This is a genomic window from Microtetraspora sp. AC03309 (assembly GCF_020826795.1).
GTDB classification, from domain to species: Bacteria; Actinomycetota; Actinomycetes; order Streptosporangiales; family Streptosporangiaceae; genus Microtetraspora; species Microtetraspora glauca.
Map to the genome: position 1 here is coordinate 91,529 of NZ_JADDIL010000010.1, position 18,804 is coordinate 110,332.

An 18,804-nucleotide genomic window follows, 5' to 3' on the forward strand; every position below is an offset into this window, starting at 1 on the left:
CCGATATTTCGGTATCCATCGTGGATGGCAAACCCTCCCGCGGCCGGGCCCTACTGGGGCGCCGGCGTCGGGGAGGGGGGCACCACGGATGTCGTGGATCCCGTGGCGCCCGGGTCCGTGGGGGTCGGCTCGGCGGGTTGGGCCGTCTCCTCCCCCGGCGAGGGTTTGACCGTGACCGAGGGGACCCCGGCGACGGCGACGACACGCCGGTAGAGGGCGCGCTCGACCTCGCGTACGGCCAGGCCGAGCGTCACGAAGTCGTCTCCCGCGCCCGGCTCGGCGCCGTCGGCCCGGCCGATCCAGACCAGGCCGACGTAGTGTCCCATCGCCAGGCCGCTGGACTCGGTGTAGTCGCCGAACTTCACCCTGGTCGACTCGATCGGCAGCGTCCAGCCGCCCAGGTGCAGCGTCTCCAGGCTCTCGACCAGGGCGTCGGCCGCCTTGACGTCGGCGAGGTTGAGCATGGCGTACTGGGCGACGTAGACGCCGTCGGCGCTCGTGTAGAGGCCGCGCGCGATCTGCGTGCATCCCGCGTCGGAGAGCTCCTCGACGAGGTCGGCGCCCCAGACGGCGGTGCGGCATCCCGCGTCGAGGTGGACCCCGGCCCGCCTGAGCGTGATCTTCCCTGACTTGAGGCTGCGTGCCCCGAAGAGCTCCTGCAGAGTGAGGGGTTTGGAGTCGGCCTTGCGGTCCGCGATGGGGGTGAACTGCTTCAGCGACCGCCAGGACTGGTAGTCACCGGGCCGGGTCCCGCCCAGGGACCCGGAGCCCGCCCGCGCGGGGGCGACGTCACTGCCCCCGATCATGTTGATCACGAGCGTCAGGCCGAGCGCGGCGGCGATGACCGCCACCACGGAGCCGACGCCGATGACGAGCCGCTGCTGGATGACGCTCAACCCGAGCTCCGCCAGGGTGTCGCTGGTCCAGCGTTCCGATGGCACTGGCGCTGGCGCCCGGCGCTTGCGCTTCGTCACAGACCGCTAGCTCCGACCGCCGTCCCGAGGCCCCAGGTGAGGGCCGCCGCCACCGCGCCGACCACGAGTTGGCGCAACCCGCTGAACCACCAGGTGCGCGCGGTCACTCGGGACACGACCGCGCCTGCGGCGAACAGCGCCACCATCGACACGATCGCCGACACCCACAGCCCCCGCACGCCCAGCAGGTAGGGCAGGAGCGGGATCAGGGCGCCCACGCTGAACGACAGGAACGAGGAGACCGCCGCGAGGATCGGGGAGGGCAGGTCGTGCGGGTCGATGCCCAGCTCTGCCCGCGTGTGCACCTCCAGCGCGCTCTCCGGATTACTGGAGATCTGACGGGCGACCTCTCTGGCCGTCTCCAGATCGACCCCGCGCTGCACGTAGAGCTGCGCGAGCTCCTCCTCCTCGGCCTGCGGGTTGCGTTCGAGCTCCCGGCGCTCGATGTCGATCTCCGCCTGGGCCATCTCGCTCTGGCTGGCGACCGAGACGTACTCGCCGCCCGCCATGGAGAAGGCCCCGGCCGCGAGCCCGGCCACTCCGGCCAGTGAAATGATCTTCGTGTCCGCCGTGCCCCCCGCGACACCCGCGATGAGGGCGAAGTTGGAGACGAGGCCGTCCATCGCCCCGAACACGGCGGGCCGCAACCAGCCGCCGGTCACGTCCCGGTGCTGGTGGTGGATCTCGGCGCGAACCCCCGAATCTGCGCCGTTCATCGCGGGCTCCCTCCCTGCTCCGGCGCGGCGTACGCCTCACCGGAAGGAGCGGGATCGGCCGGACCGCTGCCGGCGCCTTCGGCCGCGGCGCCACCGGAACCACCGCCGGACCCAGTGCCGGACTCAGTGCCCGACTCAGTGCCGGACACGCTGCCCGACTCAGTGCCCGACTCAGTGCCGGACTCAGTGCCGGAATCACCGTCCGCGGCGTCCGGCTCCTCCTTCGCACCGGCCTCCGCCGGGTCGGCCTGGTCCTGGGGATGCGCCGGGTCGGCATGGTCGCCGCCCTGGCCGTCCCCGGTGTCCGCCACAGCCCCGAGTGGCTCGTCGCCGGTCTTGTTCCGGGTGAGCCAGAAGTATGCGATCGCCAGGACGAAGATCACCACGGAGGTCCACTGGTTCAACCGGAGCCCGAGGATGTGGTGGGCGGGGTCGACCCGGAGGCCCTCGATCCAGAACCGGCCAAGCGTGTACCCCGCGACGTACAGCGCGAACAGCCGACCGTGGCGGAGAGCGAACCGCCTGCCCGCGAGCACGAGGAGACCCGCGAGCGCGAGGTCCCACAACGACTCGTAGAGGAAGGTCGGATGGTAGGTCTCCACCCCGGGCACCGTGCCGGGACGGCCCGGGTCGATCTCCAGACCCCACGGCAGCGTGGTCGGGCCGCCGAACAGCTCCTGGTTGAAGTAGTTGCCCCAGCGGCCGATGGCCTGGGCCACCGCGATGGCGGGGGCGAGGGTGTCCGCGACCGCCGAAAAAGCGATGCCCCGGCGGCGGCAGGCGATCCACACCCCGAGCCCGCCGAGCGCGATGGCGCCCCAGATGCCGAGGCCGCCCTTCCAGATGAAGAGGGCGTCGATCGGCCGGTTGGGCGCTTCGGAACCGAAGTAGAGCTGCCAGTCGGTGATGACGTGGTAGAGCCGCCCGCCGACCAGGCCGAACGGGACGGCCCAGACGGCGAGGTCGGTGATCGCTCCCGGCGCGCCGCCGCGGGCGCGCCAGCGGCGCTCCCCGATCCAGACGGCGACGATGACGCCGAGCACGATGCACAGCGCGTACGCCCGGATGGGGAGCGGTCCGAGGTTCCAGACCCCTTGTGACGGGCTGGGAATCGAGGCGAGGGGCATGTCAGTGGACGTTACCGTAGACCGGACCGCTCCGACGCAATGCTGTGGAGAACGGGCCACGGAGATCCCGGGCCCGTTCCGTCCTACTTGGCGCCTGCGGCATTGAGGATCTCCTGGCGGAGCGCACTCGGCACGAAGATCGTGTTGTTGTCGATGGCGGCGCCGTTGAGCTTGAGCGTCGGGGTGCCCTGGAGCTGCTGGTCCGCCATCGTCTTGGTGGAGAACTGCTCGTGGGCCGCCTTGTGCGTCTGGTCCTTCACACAGGAGTCGAAGCCGGGCGCCGTGACGCCGACGTCGTGGCCCCACTTGATCAGATCGTCGATCTTGAAGCCCTCGACGGTCTCGCTGGGCTGCTCCTTGAAGATCCTGTCGTGGAAGGCGAGCCACTGCTTGCCGTCGGGCACGCACCGCAGCGCCGAGGCGGCGCGCAGGGAGTTCGACCGGGTCGGCTCCTGCGAGAAGATCGTGAGCGGGTGGTAGACGACCTTGACCTTGCCCTCGGCCGCGAGGTTCTTGATGGTGGGCCCGCTGATCTCCTCAAGCTGCTTGCAGACCGGGCACTGCGGGTCTTCGAAGATGTCCAGCACCGGTGTGGTGACGCCGGCCTTGGCCATCACGACGGAGCCGTCGCTCTGCACCGTCACGGGGGCGAGCCCCCCGGCGACCGTCTCGGACTTGGTCTGCTCGGCGGCGTACCACCAGCCTCCTCCGATCACGGCCAGCACGACGACCACAATGGTGATGATGGTGGCCAGGCGCCTGCGCTGCTCCTGCTTGCGCTGGGCTTCCCGTTGCGCCGCGATGCGCGCTCGCACCGAGGCGTCCCTCGCCGCCTTGCTCATGGTGGGTCTCTCCCTATGCGTCGGGCTCTTCGCCCTGGAATATGTCGCCTTCCGGCTGGTACGGCTCACGCGGCCCGGCCAGGCCGAGCGCCGAGTCCATCGCGAGGCGGCCCGGGGGGCGGATGACGATCCACGCGGCGACGATCACCAGACCGAAGTCACGAAGGATCTCCCAGAAATAGTTGGGATCCTGACCCGCGCTGAGCTCGCCCCCTCCGCCGAAGCAGCCGCAGTCGATGCGCAGACCTCGCGCCCACGCGGAGGCGATGCCGACGACGAACGCCAGCATGAGCAGCCCGGCGACCACGGCCGAAACCCTGGTCAGCAGGCCGACCGCCAGCAGCACCCCGACGACGATCTCAAGAATGGGCAGGCCGTACCCGATGGCGGTGGCCAGCGAGTCGGGCAGCAGCTGATATGCCTTGACGGCCTGCACCGACAGCGCGGGCGCGCCGATCTTGAGTCCGCCCGCCGCGATGAGCACCGCCGCGAGGACCAGTCGAGCCGCGGTCGTCACCCACGGTAACGCGGGATGTTCGGTTCGCGGTCGATCAGGTGCGGCCTTCTGGTAAGTCAACACCATCGTCTCCTCGCGGGGTGGGCATCGCTGCCGGTCACGATGTCTGGCCGCGGCTCGGAGAGCCGCGGCCATGTTCTCTGCACACTACTTGCAGCCCACCACATCATGGACGATATAAGCGCCGGTTAAGCGCGCGACCCCCGTGGAGGGCGGTCTTCGCCGGACTTCGGGGGACCCTGCCGAGGTCCCCCCGGTCAGCGGCGTACGCCCGCGGCGAGTTCGGCCGCGAGCTCGCGCACCGAGGCGAGGCCGGACGCCTCGTCCGGGGCGTCAAGGAGGCGCCGGATGAAGGCGGAACCGACGATCACTCCGTCGGCGTAGGCGGCCACCTCGGCGGCCTGCTTGCCGGTGCCCACGCCGAGGCCGACGCAGACGGGAAGCGAGGTGTGCCGCCGGGTCCGGCCGACCAGGCCCTCGGCGGCGGATCCGACCGACTCGCGGGCGCCCGTGACGCCCATCAGGGACGCGGCGTACACGAAGCCGGTGCAGATCTTGGCCACCTTGCCGATCCGGTCCTCGGTGGAACTGGGCGCCACCAGGAAGACGGTGTCGATGCCGGCGTCCTTGCTCTCCTGGAGCCACGTGCCGGACTCCTCCGGCGTGAGGTCCGGGGTGATCGTCCCGACGCCGCCCGCGTTCGCCAGGTCACGCGCGAAGCGGCCCGCGCCGTACTGGTCGATCGGGTTCCAGTACGTCATGACGAGGGTCGCCGCGCCCGACTTGGCGACGCCCTCGACGGTGCGCATCACGTCGGCGATGCGGGTGCCGTTGATCAACGAGCGGTGGACCGCGTCCTGGATGGTGGGACCGTCCATCAGCGGATCGGAGTACGGCAGACCGATCTCGATCACGTCGCAACCGGCCTCCACCATGGCGGTCGCGGCGGCGACGGCCCCCTCCTTGGTGGGGAAACCGGCCGGTAGGTAGCCGACGAGGGCGGCCCGGTTCTCGGCACGCGCCTTCGCGAAGACCGTCTGAAGAGTCGTCATCGGATTTCCGTTCGTCTGTGTCGGATCCACCTCGCCCTGCGTGTGGGGCCGCCGTCTCCGCTCCGCCGTCGCCGGCTCGGCTCCTTGGTCAGCTGGAGTCGGCTTAGAGGTTGAAGTACTTCATCGCGGTGCCCATGTCCTTGTCGCCGCGGCCGGAGAGGTTCACCAGGATGGTGGCCTCGGGGCCGAGCTCCCGCCCGAGCTTCAGCGCGCCGGCGAGGGCGTGCGAGGACTCGATCGCCGGGATGATGCCCTCGGTGCGGGCCAGCAGGGCGAACGCCTCCATCGCCTCGTCGTCGGTGACGCCGTGGTAGGTGGCGCGGCCGGAGTCCTTGAGCCAGGCGTGCTCGGGGCCCACTCCGGGGTAGTCGAGGCCGGCCGAGATCGAGTGGGACTCGATCGTCTGGCCCTCGTCGTCCTGCAGGACGTAGGTGCGCGAGCCGTGCAGCACGCCGATGGTCCCGGCGGTGAGGGTCAGGGCGTGCTCGCCCGACTCCAGCCCGCGCCCCGCGGCCTCGTAACCGTGGAGCCGGACCTCCTCGTCGCCGATGAAGGCGTGGAAGATGCCGATCGCGTTGGAACCGCCGCCGACCGCCGCGGCCACGGCGTCGGGGAGCCGGCCGGTCAGCTCGATGATCTGGCGGCGGGCCTCGACGCCGATGATCCGGGCGAAGTCCCGGACGATCTCGGGGAACGGGTGCGGGCCGGCGACCGTGCCGAACAGGTAGTGGGTGCGGTCGACGTTGGTGACCCAGTCGCGGAACGCCTCGTTGATGGCGTCCTTGAGAGTCTGGCTGCCGTTGGTGACCGGCACGACGGTCGCGCCGAGGAGCTTCATCCTCGCGACGTTGAGCGCCTGGCGCTCGCAGTCGACGGCGCCCATGTAGATCACGCATTCGAGGCCGAGGAGCGCGGCGGCGGTCGCGGTGGCGACGCCGTGCTGGCCCGCGCCCGTCTCGGCGATCACCCGCGTCTTGCCCAGGCGCCTGGTCAGCAGGGCCTGGCCCAGCACGTTGTTGATCTTGTGGGCGCCGGTGTGGGTCAGGTCCTCACGCTTGAGCACGATCCGGGCGCCTCCCGCGTGCGCGGCGAAGCGCGGCACCTCGGTGAGGGTGGTCGGCCGGCCCGCGTAGGTGCGCAGCAGGTGGTCGAACTCGCGGAGGAACTCCTCGTCGTTCTTGGCCTTCTCGTACTCCACGGCCACCTGGTCCAGCGCCGGGATCAGGGCCTCCGGCACGAACCGGCCGCCGAAGACGCCGAACTTGCCGTGGCCGTCCGGGTCGTCACCGTAGACGCCGTTGCCGGCGAGGTCCGCCGCGGTGAGGATGGGTGCTTCTGTGGGGCTCACGACTGCCTTTCCTGCCGAGACGATGGGTGGGCGCCGGCGGTCACCAGGTCGTTCACGGCGGCCCTGGGGTCCTTGCCGGTGACCAGGCTCTCGCCGACCAGCACCGCGTCCGCCCCGGCCCGCGCGTAGGCGAGCAGGTCGTGCGGGCCGCGCACACCCGATTCGGCGATCTTGATGACGCCGTCGGGGATCTTGGGCGCGATCTTGGCGAAGACGTCCCGGTCCACTTCCAGGGTCTTGAGGTTGCGCGCGTTGACGCCGATGATCCTGGCTCCGGCGGCGAGCGCGCGGTCGAGCTCCTCCTCGGTGTGCACCTCGACCAGCGCGGCCAGGCCGATCGACTCGGCCCGCTCGATGAGCGAGACCAGCGCGTTCTGGTCCAGTGCGGCCACGATGAGCAGGGCGAGGTCCGCGCCGTACGCGCGGGCCTCCCAGAGCTGGTAGGAGGTGACGATGAAGTCCTTGCGGAGGATCGGGATGTCCACGGCGGACCGGACCGAGGCCAGGTCCTCCAGGGTTCCGCCGAACCTGCGCCGCTCGGTCAGCACACTGATCACGTGCGCGCCGCCGGCCTCGTAGTCCGCGGCCAGGGCGGCGGGGTCGGCGATGGCGGCGAGCGCGCCCTTGGACGGGCTCGAACGCTTCACCTCGGCGATCACCGACACCTTGTCGCCGCCGAGCGCGGCGTAGGCGTCCTTCACCGCGGGCGCGCGTCCGGCGCGATCCTTGAGAAGGTCGATCGGCACGGCCTTCTGCCGGGCCTCCAGGTCCTCCCGGACACCGACGATGATCTCGTCGAGAACGCTCATGAGCCCTCCTCGCCATCGGCTCGGAGCCCGCATGAGTGAACACTGCCGCGCAAACCTGTTCGCTCGCTACGCTCGCTCACGAGAAGCGGTCCCTCCGGTCGCTGCTGTCGCTACCTTGCCCTGCCGATGCTATCGGCCTCACCGGGGCCGCTCGGCCATCGGGTCTCGTCAGGGTGCCAGGAAGCGGCCGAATGGGAGGTTTCGCACCACCCAATAAACGATCACCAGGGCGAGGAAGGCCCAGAGATAGATGGGGTTCGCCAGATTCGTACGCGCGGGCCGGCCCTGCCAGGACCGCACCGTCCAGCGCCCCCACCAGAACAGCAGGAACGGGATGGTGGCCACCGCGAGAGGGTTCAGCCCGAGGGCGGTGACCGGGTCGGCGTGCGCGAGCGCGTGCATCGCGCGCAGGGTGCCGCATCCGGGGCAGTAGAGCCCGGTCAGGAAAAGGAAGGGGCAGGTCGGATAGTGGCCCGGCTGGTTCGGATCGACGGCGCCCACGAACGCGAAGGCGGCGCCGGTGACCGCCGCGACGCCGAGCGGCGCGAGCACGGACCGGAGCCGGTCCGCGCCGCGCCGCCCGTGGACAGCGGCCGTCGTGCCCTCAGTCATGTCCTCAGTATGACGAGGTGCTGATGGAGGCGCTGAACACGCCGAGCACCACGACGAGGATGATGTACAGCACGATCAGGACCACGCCCGTGATGATGGACGCGAGCCACCACTTCTTGGCCGACTCCGAGGCGGCCATGGCGCCCTGGTAGTCACCCTGCGCCCACTTCGAGTTCACCTGGGTGGCGTAGACGATCGACACGACGCCGAGGGGGAGGCAGCACAGGACCGTGGTGATGATGGCCATCACCAGGTGGTTGTTCGGGGGGGTCGGCGCACCGCCGTACCCGCCGGGCGGCGGATAGCCCCCGGGCGGCGGGTAACCACCGCCGGGCGGCGGATAGCCGCCGTCGCCGGGAGGCGGCCCGTATCCACCGCCAGGCGGCTGGGCTCCATAGCCCCCCGTGTCGCCCGGCTGGTTTCCGTAGCTCATTTAATGACTCCTAATAGGTCATGAGTTGCGGTCGGGAAGCTTAGCGACATATGAGACTGGCGTTGCGGAAGTATCCAGTTCGTGGACAACTTGTGATGTTGTCGCAAAGATGGAAACCCCCACGCCACATGGTGCTTTTCTGTTATTCGCTTTCGTTTCCAGAACGATCATCTGGATCGAGGGTGGGGTCCGCGCCTTCGTCGATCGCGTCCCACAGCGCACGGTCGCCCGTGACCTCGCGGCGCGGCCGCCCGGCGCCGGTGCGGCCCGCGTCCCCCGACCGGCGCTCGTACTTGCCCGACATGCCCGGCCAGCCGCCGCCGAGCAGGACGGCCGCCACCCCGCCCAGGGCGAGCAGAACGCCTCCGGCGACCCCGGCCCACGGCCACGCCGACACGGTGACGTGCGCCGCCTGCCCGGCGAGGGAGCGCAGGGTCTCCGCGACCTCGACCGCCCTCGCGGGCACCCGCGACGGCCAGGCCAGTGCCACGACGGCCAGGCCACACGCGGCCAGCACGACGCCGACGACGCGGCGCCACACGCCGCGGGTGGCGAAGACGGCGAGGACGGCCGCCAGCGCGGCCAGCGCGAGGGGCGTCAGACCGGGGACGGCGTCACCCCCGCTCACGGGGACGGGCGCGGCACCGGCCGTGCCGCCGTAGTTCACGGACGCCCACTCGCGGCCCCCGGCCAGCAGCACCAGGCCGGCGCCGGCCGCGCAGGCGACCAGCCAGGCCGTCAGCGAGCGCCGTGCCGTACGCGGACGAGTCGAAGGCGCGGGCGGTCCGGCCTCCGGCGCCCCGGCGACCGGGTCACCCGCGCGATCGGACGACGTCATGACCGATCGCCGGCCCGCGTCCCAGCGCCCTCGTCGTCATGACCCCGGACGGCGTCGAGGACCCCGGCGTCGAAGCAGGTGCGGTCACCCGTGTGGCAGGCGGCGCCCACCTGGTCGACCTTGAGCAGGATCGTGTCGCCGTCGCAGTCGAGGCTGACCGACTTCACCCACTGGACGTTTCCGGACGTGTCGCCCTTGATCCAGTACTCCCCGCGGCTGCGGGACCAGTACGTCGCGCGGCCCGTGGTGAGCGTGCGGTGCAGCGCCTCGTCGTCCATCCAGGCGAGCATCAGCACCTCACCGGTGTCGTGCTGCTGGACGATGGCGGGCACCAGCCCGTCCTGAGTGCGCTTCAGCCGCGCGGCGATCTTCGGGTCGAGGGACATGCGCCAATTCTGCCGCAGGCCGGGACCGGTCTACCGGGCGGTGCCCTCCACGAGCGACAGCGGGAGGCCCGGCACGGCGCGCACGGCGAAGCCCTCGGCTCCCCGGTAGACGGACCCGGCGATCCATCGGGCGGTGTTGGAGGCGACCACCCGGCCCTGGGCGTTGACCAGGAACGCCGGGACGGGGACGTCCCTTAGCGCGGGGACCACGGCGGCCTCGAACCGGCGCACGAAGACGTCGGCGGCGGCCACCCCGAGGAAGACGCCGTCGAGTGTGACCGGCACCGACAGGGTGAGGCTGTACTCGTCGGTGCACAGGTAGTCGACGTACGGCCCGCAGATCGTGCGGTCGGCGCCCGACTCGGGACCGGTGTACCAGTCCCAGTGGGTGTAGTCGTAGAACGCGCTGCTCGACGGGTCGAGATCGCGCAGGAGTTGCACGGGCGTCCCCGTGGGGTTCTCCTGCCACCACTCCAGGTACCAGGGCGCGTCGGCGAGCAGTCCGGGGGCGGCGATGAAACCGATCCCCGCGATGACGGCGCCGAGGCGGCCGAACAGCAGGGGGCGCAGCGCGGCGAGGTCGGCGCTGACCAGGCGGCGCCCGCCGCGCCGTACGGCACGGGCCCGCCCCCTGGTGGCGGCGCGGATGTCGTCGAGTGCGGCGAAGATCTCCTCGGCGGTGTCGCGGACCCGCGTGAGGGCGCAGGTCACCGCCGCGGCGGTCGTGCCGGCCGGCGTCGGGTCCGGAGGCGCCAGGTCCGAAAGCGCCGTTGTCGACCCTGTGATCATCGTCTTACTCCCGGAGCCGCAGCCGAAGCTCGATCAGGTGGTCCGTGGCGTCGAGCACGTGCCGCTCGGCGAGGGCGCGCGCCCGGTCGGCGTCGCCCCCGCCGATCGCCTCGGCGATGGCGCGGTGCTGTGCCGCCGTCTCATCGTGCCCTCCGAGGTTCTCGTGCGAAAGCCACAGCAACGGTCCGATGTCGGCCTGTAACCGGATCTCCTCCCGAGTGAGTCGCGCGGACTGGGAGGCCGCCGCGACCTCGATGTGGAAGCGGCCGTCCAGGCGGCGCAGGTGGGCGTTCGACTCGGCGCCGGCCATCTCGTCGAGCGACCGCCACAGCGGCGCGATGTCGGAGGGGAGCGACCGCTGCGCCGCGAGCCTGGCCGCGGCTCCGGCGATGGCGGCGTAGTGATCGCCCAGGTCGCGCAGCTCGTCCACGGCGAAGGCGCGCAGCCGCTCGGTCACGTCCAGTTCGGAGGGGGCGCGGGCGAAGCTGCCTCCGCCCCTGCCCCGGCGGGTCTCGACCAGCCCCTGCTGCCGCAGCGCCATGAGCGCCTCGCGCACCGTCACGGTGGAGACGCCGAGGCGTCCGGCGAGCTCGGCCTCGCTGGGCAGCTGCTCGCCGTCCGCGAGCAGACCGAGGGCGATCGCGTCGGTCAGGCGCCGGACCACGACGTCGACCCGCGCGGTGCTGTCCACCGGGGAGAACACCGCCAGGCGCGCGACGTTCACGGCCACGCCCAGTCGGTCTCTCGCCCGCCGGGTCCGGTGTGTCGCGTCGCAGTCATCGTGGCCACCTGCCCGCTTTCCTGTGTTCGATCACGTTCGCCCGATAGTTAACACAGTGATACCGGATCGCGGCTTTACCAGAAACATTTAACCCCATATGTTTCCGGTCATGCCACAGCAAGCAGTGACACCCGTCACCATCCCGGCATCCGAGCACGCGGTGCGCCTGCGCGGGCTGCGCAAGAGTTTCGGGAGCGTCGTCGCGGTCGCGGGGGTGGACCTCGACGTCACCGACGGCGAGTTCTTCGCGATGCTGGGACCGTCCGGTTCCGGGAAGACCACCGTCCTGCGGATGATCGCGGGGTTCGAGTCCCCCACCGGCGGAACCGTCGAGCTGGGCGGCCGGGACGTCACCCGGCTTGCGCCGTTCGAGCGGGACGTGAACACGGTCTTCCAGGACTACGCGCTGTTCCCGCACATGAGCGTGCTCGAGAACGTCGAGTACGGCCTGCGGGTGAAGCGGGTCCCCAAGACGGAGCGGCGGACGCGCGCGCTGGAGGCCCTGAAGTCGGTACGGCTCGACGGTTTCGAGAAGCGGCGCCCCGCGCAGCTCTCCGGAGGGCAGCGCCAGCGGGTCGCGCTCGCCCGCGCCCTGGTCAACCGGCCCCGCGTGCTGCTGCTGGACGAGCCGCTCGGCGCGCTCGACCTCAAGCTGCGCGAGGAGATGCAGGTCGAGCTGAAGGCCATCCAGCGCGAGGTCGGCATCACGTTCCTGTTCGTGACCCACGACCAGGAGGAGGCGCTCACCATGAGCGACCGGGTGGCGGTGTTCAACGAGGGCGGGATCGAGCAGGTCGGGACGCCCGCCGAGATCTACGAGCGTCCCGCGACCGCGTTCGTGGCCGGATTCGTCGGCACGTCCAACCTCATCACCGGAGCGGCGGCGCGGTCCGTGCTCGGCAGGGACGGCACGTTCAGCGTCCGGCCGGAGAAGCTGCGGGTGGTTCCCGCCGATCCCGGCGCGCCCGACCCGGTGAGCTCCGACGAGCACAGCGCCGAGGGCACGGTCTCCGAGGTCGTGTACGCGGGCCCGGCGACCCGGTTCGTCGTGGACCTGGACGTCGGCGGCCGGCTCATCGCGCTCCAGCAGAACCTGGAGGTCTCCTCGATGGACGTGATGGGCCTGCGCGGCCGCCGGGTGCGGCTCGTCTGGCAGCGCCGTCACGAGTTCGCGATCGGCTCCTCCTAACCCCCTTGACCACACCCGCTTCGTCACGTTCGTCACCACGCGCACTGATCTGTCACACAGCAAGGAGAGACAGCATGCGGTCCACCTCCCCCCGGCCCGTGTTCCTCACGCGCGGCCTCGCCGTCACGGCCGCGCTCGCGCTCGCCGCCCTGACCGCCTGCGGCGGCTCCACGTCCGGCAGCGGCGGCAGCGGCGGCAGCGGCGGCAGCGGCAGCGCCGCCGCGCCCGGGCAGGGCGGCTTCAACCCGCCCGCGATCGAGGCTCTGAAGTCCCTCGGCGCGGGCGAGGGCCAGGTCAACCTGATCGCCTGGGCGGGATACGCCGAGGACGGCTCCAACGACCCCAAGGTCGACTGGGTCCACCCGTTCGAGCAGTCGACCGGGTGCAAGGTCAACACCAAGGTCGCCGGAACCTCCGACGAGATGGTCAACCTGATGAAGACCGGCGAGTACGACGCCGTGTCCGCCTCGGGCGACGCCTCGCTGCGGCTGATCGCCTCCGGCACGGCCGCGCCGGTCAACACCGACCTGATCCCCAACTACGCGGACGTCTTCGACGGCCTCAAGCTCAAGCCGTGGAACTCGGTCAAGGGCGTCGCGTACGGCGTGCCGCACGGGCGCGGGGCGAACCTCCTCATGTGGCGGACCGACGCGGTGAGCCCCGCGCCCGACTCGTGGGGCGTCGTCTTCGACCCGGCCTCGCCGCACAAGGGGAAGGTGACGGCGTACGACTCGCCGATCTACATCGCGGACGCGGCCGTCTACCTGATGTCGGCCAAGCCCGAACTCGGCATCAAGAACCCGTACGCGCTGGACGACACGCAGTTCCAGGCGGCGGTCGACCTGCTCAAGCAGCAGCGGCAGGTCATCGGCGAGTACTGGTCGGACTACACCAAGGAGATCCAGGCGTTCAAGGGCGGCGACACCGTCGTCGGCACCACCTGGCAGGTGATCGCGAACCTCGCGAAGGCGGAGAAGGCGCCGGTCGAGGTGACCCTGCCCAGGGAGGGCGCGACCGGCTGGTCGGACACCTGGATGGTCGCGGCCGAGGCGAAGAACCCGAACTGCGCCTACAAGTGGCTCGACTGGATCATCTCCCCCACGGCGAACGCTCAGGTCGCGGAGTGGTTCGGCGAGGCCCCGGCCAACGCGAAGGCGTGCGCGAAGACCTCGGACGCCTCGTTCTGCGACACCTTCCACGCCACCGACGAGGAGTACTTCTCCAAGGTGCACTTCTGGACCACCCCGATCGCCCAGTGCCTCGACGGCCGCACGGACGTGACGTGCAAGGACTACTCGGAGTGGACCCGCGCCTGGACCGAGATCAAGGGCTGACCGTCCCCCGGCGTCCCGCTCCCGGCCCGGTTCCGTACCGGCCGGGGGCGGGGTCTTTGGAGAGATCACATGACTACTTCGGCTGCTCTCAGCCGTCCCGGTCCGCGCGGGCGGCTGGCCGCCTTCCTGCACCGCCACGCGCGCGTACGGCTGTCGCTGCTGCTCTCGGCGCCGCTGGCCTGGCTGGGACTCGCCTACCTGGGGGCGCTCGCCGCCCTCTTCGTGACGGCGTTCTGGTCGACCGACACGTTCACCGGCGACCTGGTCAGATCGTTCACCTGGGCGAACTTCCGGGACCTGGTGACCGGGGAGGTCTACCGGACGATCGCCCTGCGCTCCCTGGGCGTGGCGGTCGCGGTCACGCTCATCGACCTGATCGTCGCCTTCCCCATGGCGTTCGCCATGGCCAAGCTGGCCTCGCCGAGGGCGCAGCGCTGGCTGGTGATCCTGGTGCTCACCCCGCTGTGGGCGTCCTACCTCGTCAAGGCGTACGCGTGGCGGGTGATGCTGTCCTCGGACGGCGTGCTCGGCTGGGGGTACGGGCTGACCGCGACCATCGCGACGCTGTCCTACCTGTGGCTGCCGTACATGATCCTGCCGATCTACGCCGGACTGGAACGCCTGCCGTCCTCGCTGCTCGACGCGGCGGGCGACCTGGGCGCGCGCGGGTGGCGGACGTTCCGCACCGTGGTGTGGCCGCTCAGCTTCCCCGCCGTCGTGGCGGGCTCGATCTTCACGTTCTCGCTGTCGCTCGGCGACTACATCACCGTGAAGATCGTGGGCGGGAAGTCCCAGCTCATCGGCAACGTCGTCTACGACAACATCGGCGCGGCGAACAACCTCCCCTTCGCGGCGGCCGTCGCGACCGTGCCCGTCGTGATCATGCTGGTGTACCTCGCGGCGGTCCGCCGTACCGGCGCCCTGGAGAACTTGTGAAGGAGACCGTGAGCGAGCGCGGCGAACGAACCCGAGAGCGCGGAGATCCGCTTCACCGGCCGGCGAAGGAGTCACGATGAATCTGTCCCGTACGGCTCGCGCGTCGTTGTGGACGGCGCTGGTGCTCGGTCTCGGCGTCATCTACGTGCCGCTCGGCGTGGTCGTGCTGAACTCCTTCAACTCCGACCGCACGTTCGGGTGGCCTCCTCCCGGATTCACGCTCCAGTGGTGGGGCGCGGCCTGGCGCTCCACGGGTGTGCGCGACGCGCTGTGGACCTCGGTCCAGGCGGGGCTGGGCGCGACCGTGATCGCGCTGCTGCTGGGGACCATGGCGGCGTTCGCCGTGCAGCGCTACCGGTTCTTCGGCCGGGACACCGTGTCGCTGCTGATCGTGCTTCCGATCGCGCTGCCCGGCATCGTGACCGGCATCGCGCTGAGCAACACGTTCCACTCGGTGCTCGGTGTCCCCCTCGGGCTGTTCACCGTGATCGTCGGGCACGCGACGTTCTGCGTGGTGACCGTCTACAACAACGTGCTGGCGCGGTTGCGGCGCATGGGCCTGAACCTGGAGGAGGCGTCGGCCGACCTGGGCGCGGACACGTTCACCACGTTCCGCCTGGTGACGTTCCCGATGATGCGCTCGGCGCTGCTCGCGGGCGGCCTGCTGGCGTTCGCGCTGTCGTTCGACGAGATCATCGTGACCACGTTCACCGCGGGCGCCGGAGTGCGGACCCTGCCCATCTGGATCTTCGAGAACCTGTTCCGGCCCAACCAGGCCCCGGTGGTGAACGTCGTCGCCGCCGCGCTGATCGTCGTGTCCGTCGTCCCGATCTACCTCGCCCAGCGGCTGTCCGGGGGCGATCCCCAGACGCGCTGAACGCGCCCGGATATCGATTCGGGCAGCCCGCTGTCCGGGGCGCACCCAAGGGGTCATCCTGACGGTGGGTCCCCGGCGCGGGCGTGAGGAGGCGCGGAATGCCCGAAGAGGCGGTGGATACGCGGGCGGCCACGGTGGGGTTGTCCGTTCCACCGGAGCCGGTCCTCGCGCTGGGCCGGCAGCCGTTCCGCTGGGCCGGGGCGCTGCGTGCGCACCACCGGCTCCTGGTGGATCACGTGCTCGCGCTCAAGCTGAGGGCCCTGTCCCCCTACCTGGACGACCTCGACGCCGCGGCGCGGCGGCGGGTCCTGGAGTCGGTGGAGGCGGGCGTGCGCCGCGCGCAGCGGCTCGAGCAGGTCCAGACCGTCATCGAGTCCCTGACGCCCGCCCTCCTGGGCTGGACGGTCGCGCTCGCGACGCTCACGGCGACGGCGTGGCCGCCCGCCGGCCCCTGGTACGGCTATCTCGCGGCGCCGGTCGCCGCGGTCGTCGCCGCCGCACTCACCTGGCTCGCCATGATGTGGGGTGAGCAGCGACGGTCCAGGTGGGGCCGCTGGCCGGCCACGCTCCTGGTGGTGAGCGTGATCGCGCTGTGCTTCGCGGCCCTGTTCCCGCCGCGCGTACCGGACTGGCTGGTGCGCCCGCTGCGCGGAGCCGGCGCCGCGTCGGCCTCCCTCGTCGGCACGTACTTCCTGGTGCTGATGGGCGAATGGCTCACCCGTACGGGGATCTGGTGGCGCAAGGACCGCGCCTTCCCCGTGGAGAGCCTCCTCGACAACCTGGCCTGGCTGATCAGGGAGACGGCGGCGGTGTCGGAGGAACCCGGCCTCTACGCGGCCACGCCGGTGGTGGGGACCGTGAGCCTGAGTGTGGAGACCCGTCGCTGGTTCGTCCGGCAGCTCGACTACGTCGCGGGCGTGTACCAGACGTACGCGCCCCGGGCGCTGCGTACCGGGGCGCCCGCGGTGGACGCGGTGATCCTGGACCAGATCCGGCGCACGGGGGCGGCGATCCGCCGCGACCAGGTGGACTTCTTCTACGGTCGCCGATCCGTGGCCGAGCTCGGCGAGACGCTCTTCGACGTCCTGCGGCGGCTGGCGCTGGACGGCGGGCTCTTCGACGAGGCGGCCGACCGGCCCGGCGCGGAAAACCCGCCGTCGTCCTCGCGCTGGGCCGGGTTCCGCACGCTGCTGCGGTTCCTCCTCGCCTGCGCGCCGGGGGTGATGATCATCCTGGTGGGTTTCTGGGCCTACGCCACGAAGGTGCTGGGCGAGGAGATGGCCGGGGTCGTGATCACCGGAGGAGGCACGCTGATCCTGGCCTTCCTCCAGCCGCGGCTCTCGGCGGGCCCGAGAACCGCGCGCTCCCGTTCCGAGCAGAGCGGCCCGCTCCACCGCCGCTGAGCGCTCGGAAACTCTGAGCGCTCGGAAACCGCCGACCCTTCAGGAACGGGTGGCGGAGGTCCAGGACGCGTAGAGGTCGGCGTAGACGCCCGGCTCCTCGACCAGCTCGGCGTGCGGGCCGCGCTGGACGATCCGGCCGTGCTGGAAGACCAGCACCTCGTCGGCGGCCTCGGCCGTCGAGAGGCGGTGCGCGATCGAGACAGCCGTGCGACCCCGGGTGACCCCGTCGAGCGCCCGCGCGATCCGCACCTCGGTGGCGGGGTCCACGGCGGAGGTCGCCTCGTCGAGGAGCAGCAGGTCGGGGTCGGCGAGGTAGGCGCGCGCGAGGGCGAGGAGCTGGCGCTCCCCCGCCGACAGGGACTCGCCGCGCTGGCCGACCGGGGTGTCCAGGCCGGCGGGAAGCCCGTCCAGCCAGTCGGTGAGCCCGAGCTCGGTCAGCGCCAGCCGGATCTCCTCCGTGGTGGCGGACGGCCGGCCGAAGCGGATGTTGTCCTCCAGGGTCGCGTCGAAGAGGAAGCCGTCCTGGGGCACCATGACGATCCGCTCGCGCAGCGAGGAGAACTTCACGTCCCGCAGGTCGATGCCGTCCACGAGGACCTGGCCGGACACGGGGTCCATCAGGCGGGTGAGCAGCTTGGCGAAGGTCGTCTTTCCGGACCCGGTCTCTCCGACCACGGCCACGCGGATGCGCGGCGGGATGTCGACGGAGACGTCGTGCAGGACCGGAGCGCCTCCCGGATAGGAGAACCCGACGCCCTCGAACGACACGGAGATCGGCCCGCGCGGCAGCGTCACCCCGTTCTCGGGGTCGGCCACGTCTGCCGGGGAGTCCAGCACGCCGAGGATGCGCCGCCACCCCGCGATCGCGTTCTGCGCCTCGTTCAGGACCTCGGTCGCGGTCTGCAGCGGGCTGATGAACAGCGTGATCAGGAACAGGAAGGCGACCAGCCGCCCCTCGGTGATCGAGCCGTGCAGGCCCAGCTCGACGCCGAGCAGCACCACCCCCGCCAGGGCGACGGACGCGACCAGCTCGGTGACCGGGAAGGTCAGCCCGACGATCTTCTGAGCCCGGGTCTGCGCCGCGCGCTGGCCGTCGACCGCGGCGTCGACGCGCCTGGCCGTCCGGTCCTCCGAGCCGTACGCCCTGATCACCGCACTGCCGACGACCGACTCGCTGACGGCCGCGAGCACGTCGCCGGTACGCTCGCGTACGGCGGTGTATCCGGCCGCCACCAGCCGCTGGAACCTCGGCAGCACGAAGATCAGCGGAAGGAAGCACGCCCACACCAGGAGCGTGAGCTGCCACGAGAAGACCGCCATGACGATCGTCGCGATCAGCAACTGCCCGGCGGCGACGATGACCATCAGGCCGCCCCACTGCATGAAGTTGCTGATCTGGTCCACGTCGCCGGTCACCCGCGAGACGAGGGAGCCGCGCCGCTCGCTGTTCTGGGTGAGCACGGACAGGTCGTGCACGTGCCGGAAGCCCTTGCCGCGCAGCGTGGCGAGCCCCGACTCAGTGGCCCGGTAGAGCCGGACGTTCATGAGGTATCCGGCCAGCGCGGTCAGCAGCACGGCCAGGCCGCACACGAGGACCATGTTCCTGATGAACGGCACGTCGGGCGCGGCGCCGCGCAGGCCGTGATCGATGACCTGCTGCACGGCGAACGGGATGATGACCTTGCCGAGAGTGGCGAGCACGGCGAGGACCGCGGTCCCGCCGAGGCCGCGGCGGAACTCCGGCGACAACCGCAGGCCATGCCGTAGGGTCTCGAGCGCGGACCGCTCCGCGGCCCGCATGGCGCCGCCGGCCGCAACGGCCTCCCGCTCCTGTGTCACGG

The 18,804-nt window shown here is 71.2% G+C and carries 20 protein-coding genes; 5 read left to right on the forward strand and 15 right to left on the reverse strand.

What is annotated here, in order from left to right:
• Positions 1–50 precede the first annotated feature (50 nt).
• From IMZ11_RS07880 to IMZ11_RS07945, 14 genes are all read right to left on the reverse strand, one after another.
• Positions 51–941 (reverse strand): hypothetical protein, encoded by an 891-nt coding sequence (locus IMZ11_RS07880; RefSeq protein WP_228639054.1) that lies wholly within the window; start codon positions 939–941, stop codon positions 51–53.
• A 29-nt stretch (positions 942–970) separates the two neighbouring features.
• Complete coding sequence (locus tag IMZ11_RS07885; protein WP_228639056.1) at positions 971–1,690, reverse strand: VIT1/CCC1 transporter family protein; 720 nt, start codon at positions 1,688–1,690, stop codon at positions 971–973.
• The gene (gene lgt / locus IMZ11_RS07890; protein ID WP_228639058.1) at positions 1,687–2,817 is read right to left on the reverse strand and encodes a prolipoprotein diacylglyceryl transferase; all 1,131 of its coding nucleotides are present in this window, start codon (positions 2,815–2,817) and stop codon (positions 1,687–1,689) included. Before lgt ends, IMZ11_RS07885 begins: the two co-directional genes overlap by 4 nt.
• An 83-nt stretch (positions 2,818–2,900) precedes the next feature.
• A complete protein-coding gene (locus IMZ11_RS07895) occupies positions 2,901–3,659 on the reverse strand; it encodes a thioredoxin domain-containing protein (protein WP_228639060.1) in 759 nt (252 codons plus the stop codon).
• Positions 3,660–3,672: 13 nt separating this feature from the next.
• Positions 3,673–4,176: a MauE/DoxX family redox-associated membrane protein gene (locus tag IMZ11_RS07900; RefSeq protein ID WP_308066765.1), complete on the reverse strand. Its 504-nt coding sequence runs from the start codon at positions 4,174–4,176 to the stop codon at positions 3,673–3,675.
• Between the two features lie 257 nt (positions 4,177–4,433).
• Positions 4,434–5,228, reverse strand: coding sequence for a tryptophan synthase subunit alpha (gene trpA / locus IMZ11_RS07905; RefSeq protein ID WP_228639064.1), 795 nt, complete (start codon positions 5,226–5,228; stop codon positions 4,434–4,436).
• A gap of 103 nt (positions 5,229–5,331) precedes the next feature.
• Complete coding sequence (gene trpB / locus IMZ11_RS07910; RefSeq protein WP_228639157.1) at positions 5,332–6,555, reverse strand: tryptophan synthase subunit beta; 1,224 nt, start codon at positions 6,553–6,555, stop codon at positions 5,332–5,334.
• Positions 6,556–6,572: 17 nt separating this feature from the next.
• Positions 6,573–7,385 (reverse strand): indole-3-glycerol phosphate synthase TrpC, encoded by an 813-nt coding sequence (gene trpC / locus IMZ11_RS07915; protein WP_061252389.1) that lies wholly within the window; start codon positions 7,383–7,385, stop codon positions 6,573–6,575.
• A 168-nt stretch (positions 7,386–7,553) separates the two neighbouring features.
• Entirely contained in the window at positions 7,554–7,997 is a 444-nt protein-coding gene (locus tag IMZ11_RS07920; protein ID WP_228639066.1) for a DUF2752 domain-containing protein, read from the reverse strand.
• A gap of 4 nt (positions 7,998–8,001) precedes the next feature.
• Positions 8,002–8,430 (reverse strand): CD225/dispanin family protein, encoded by a 429-nt coding sequence (locus tag IMZ11_RS07925; protein WP_228639068.1) that lies wholly within the window; start codon positions 8,428–8,430, stop codon positions 8,002–8,004.
• A 142-nt stretch (positions 8,431–8,572) separates the two neighbouring features.
• Entirely contained in the window at positions 8,573–9,268 is a 696-nt protein-coding gene (locus IMZ11_RS07930; RefSeq protein ID WP_228639070.1) for a TIGR02234 family membrane protein, read from the reverse strand.
• Positions 9,265–9,654 carry a phosphoribosyl-AMP cyclohydrolase gene (gene hisI, locus IMZ11_RS07935; protein WP_228639072.1) on the reverse strand — a complete coding sequence of 130 codons (390 nt, stop codon included), beginning with the start codon at positions 9,652–9,654 and terminating at the stop codon, positions 9,265–9,267. Before hisI ends, IMZ11_RS07930 begins: the two co-directional genes overlap by 4 nt.
• A gap of 30 nt (positions 9,655–9,684) precedes the next feature.
• On the reverse strand, positions 9,685–10,443 hold the full coding sequence (locus tag IMZ11_RS07940; protein ID WP_228639074.1) for a cache domain-containing protein: 759 nt from the start codon (positions 10,441–10,443) through the stop codon (positions 9,685–9,687).
• Between the two features lie 4 nt (positions 10,444–10,447).
• Entirely contained in the window at positions 10,448–11,173 is a 726-nt protein-coding gene (locus IMZ11_RS07945) for a FadR/GntR family transcriptional regulator (protein WP_228639076.1), read from the reverse strand.
• A gap of 160 nt (positions 11,174–11,333) precedes the next feature.
• Here IMZ11_RS07945 and IMZ11_RS07950 point away from each other — a divergent pair, with 160 nt between their 5' ends.
• From IMZ11_RS07950 to IMZ11_RS07970, 5 genes are all read left to right on the forward strand, one after another.
• A complete protein-coding gene (locus tag IMZ11_RS07950; RefSeq protein WP_228639078.1) occupies positions 11,334–12,413 on the forward strand; it encodes an ABC transporter ATP-binding protein in 1,080 nt (359 codons plus the stop codon).
• A gap of 74 nt (positions 12,414–12,487) precedes the next feature.
• Positions 12,488–13,747: an ABC transporter substrate-binding protein gene (locus IMZ11_RS07955; protein ID WP_228639080.1), complete on the forward strand. Its 1,260-nt coding sequence runs from the start codon at positions 12,488–12,490 to the stop codon at positions 13,745–13,747.
• 69 nt (positions 13,748–13,816) lie between these two features.
• Positions 13,817–14,683 (forward strand): ABC transporter permease, encoded by an 867-nt coding sequence (locus tag IMZ11_RS07960; protein WP_228639082.1) that lies wholly within the window; start codon positions 13,817–13,819, stop codon positions 14,681–14,683.
• 76 nt (positions 14,684–14,759) lie between these two features.
• The gene (locus IMZ11_RS07965; RefSeq protein ID WP_061252381.1) at positions 14,760–15,560 is read left to right on the forward strand and encodes an ABC transporter permease; all 801 of its coding nucleotides are present in this window, start codon (positions 14,760–14,762) and stop codon (positions 15,558–15,560) included.
• A 98-nt stretch (positions 15,561–15,658) separates the two neighbouring features.
• Complete coding sequence (locus tag IMZ11_RS07970; protein ID WP_228639084.1) at positions 15,659–16,963, forward strand: hypothetical protein; 1,305 nt, start codon at positions 15,659–15,661, stop codon at positions 16,961–16,963.
• Between the two features lie 39 nt (positions 16,964–17,002).
• Here IMZ11_RS07970 and IMZ11_RS07975 read toward each other — a convergent pair whose 3' ends face one another.
• Positions 17,003–18,763, reverse strand: coding sequence for an ABC transporter ATP-binding protein (locus IMZ11_RS07975; protein WP_228639159.1), 1,761 nt, complete (start codon positions 18,761–18,763; stop codon positions 17,003–17,005).
• Between the last annotated feature and the right edge of the window lie 41 nt (positions 18,764–18,804).

Bases quoted from the DNA above. Each gene is read 5' to 3' on its own strand.
- lgt (WP_228639058.1), bottom strand. From the start codon at position 2,817: ATGCCCCTCGCCTCGATTCCCAGCCCGTCACAAGGGGTCTGGAACCTC.
- IMZ11_RS07975 (WP_228639159.1), bottom strand. From the start codon at position 18,763: ATGCGGGCCGCGGAGCGGTCCGCGCTCGAGACCCTACGGCATGGCCTG.
- IMZ11_RS07895 (WP_228639060.1), bottom strand. From the start codon at position 3,659: ATGAGCAAGGCGGCGAGGGACGCCTCGGTGCGAGCGCGCATCGCGGCG.
- IMZ11_RS07950 (WP_228639078.1), top strand. From the start codon at position 11,334: ATGCCACAGCAAGCAGTGACACCCGTCACCATCCCGGCATCCGAGCAC.
- IMZ11_RS07955 (WP_228639080.1), top strand. From the start codon at position 12,488: ATGCGGTCCACCTCCCCCCGGCCCGTGTTCCTCACGCGCGGCCTCGCC.
- IMZ11_RS07965 (WP_061252381.1), top strand. From the start codon at position 14,760: ATGAATCTGTCCCGTACGGCTCGCGCGTCGTTGTGGACGGCGCTGGTG.
- IMZ11_RS07925 (WP_228639068.1), bottom strand. From the start codon at position 8,430: ATGAGCTACGGAAACCAGCCGGGCGACACGGGGGGCTATGGAGCCCAG.
- trpA (WP_228639064.1), bottom strand. From the start codon at position 5,228: ATGACGACTCTTCAGACGGTCTTCGCGAAGGCGCGTGCCGAGAACCGG.
- hisI (WP_228639072.1), bottom strand. From the start codon at position 9,654: ATGTCCCTCGACCCGAAGATCGCCGCGCGGCTGAAGCGCACTCAGGAC.
- IMZ11_RS07960 (WP_228639082.1), top strand. From the start codon at position 13,817: ATGACTACTTCGGCTGCTCTCAGCCGTCCCGGTCCGCGCGGGCGGCTG.
- IMZ11_RS07940 (WP_228639074.1), bottom strand. From the start codon at position 10,443: ATGATCACAGGGTCGACAACGGCGCTTTCGGACCTGGCGCCTCCGGAC.
- IMZ11_RS07885 (WP_228639056.1), bottom strand. From the start codon at position 1,690: ATGAACGGCGCAGATTCGGGGGTTCGCGCCGAGATCCACCACCAGCAC.
- trpC (WP_061252389.1), bottom strand. From the start codon at position 7,385: ATGAGCGTTCTCGACGAGATCATCGTCGGTGTCCGGGAGGACCTGGAG.
- IMZ11_RS07970 (WP_228639084.1), top strand. From the start codon at position 15,659: ATGCCCGAAGAGGCGGTGGATACGCGGGCGGCCACGGTGGGGTTGTCC.
- IMZ11_RS07930 (WP_228639070.1), bottom strand. From the start codon at position 9,268: ATGACGTCGTCCGATCGCGCGGGTGACCCGGTCGCCGGGGCGCCGGAG.
- IMZ11_RS07920 (WP_228639066.1), bottom strand. From the start codon at position 7,997: ATGACTGAGGGCACGACGGCCGCTGTCCACGGGCGGCGCGGCGCGGAC.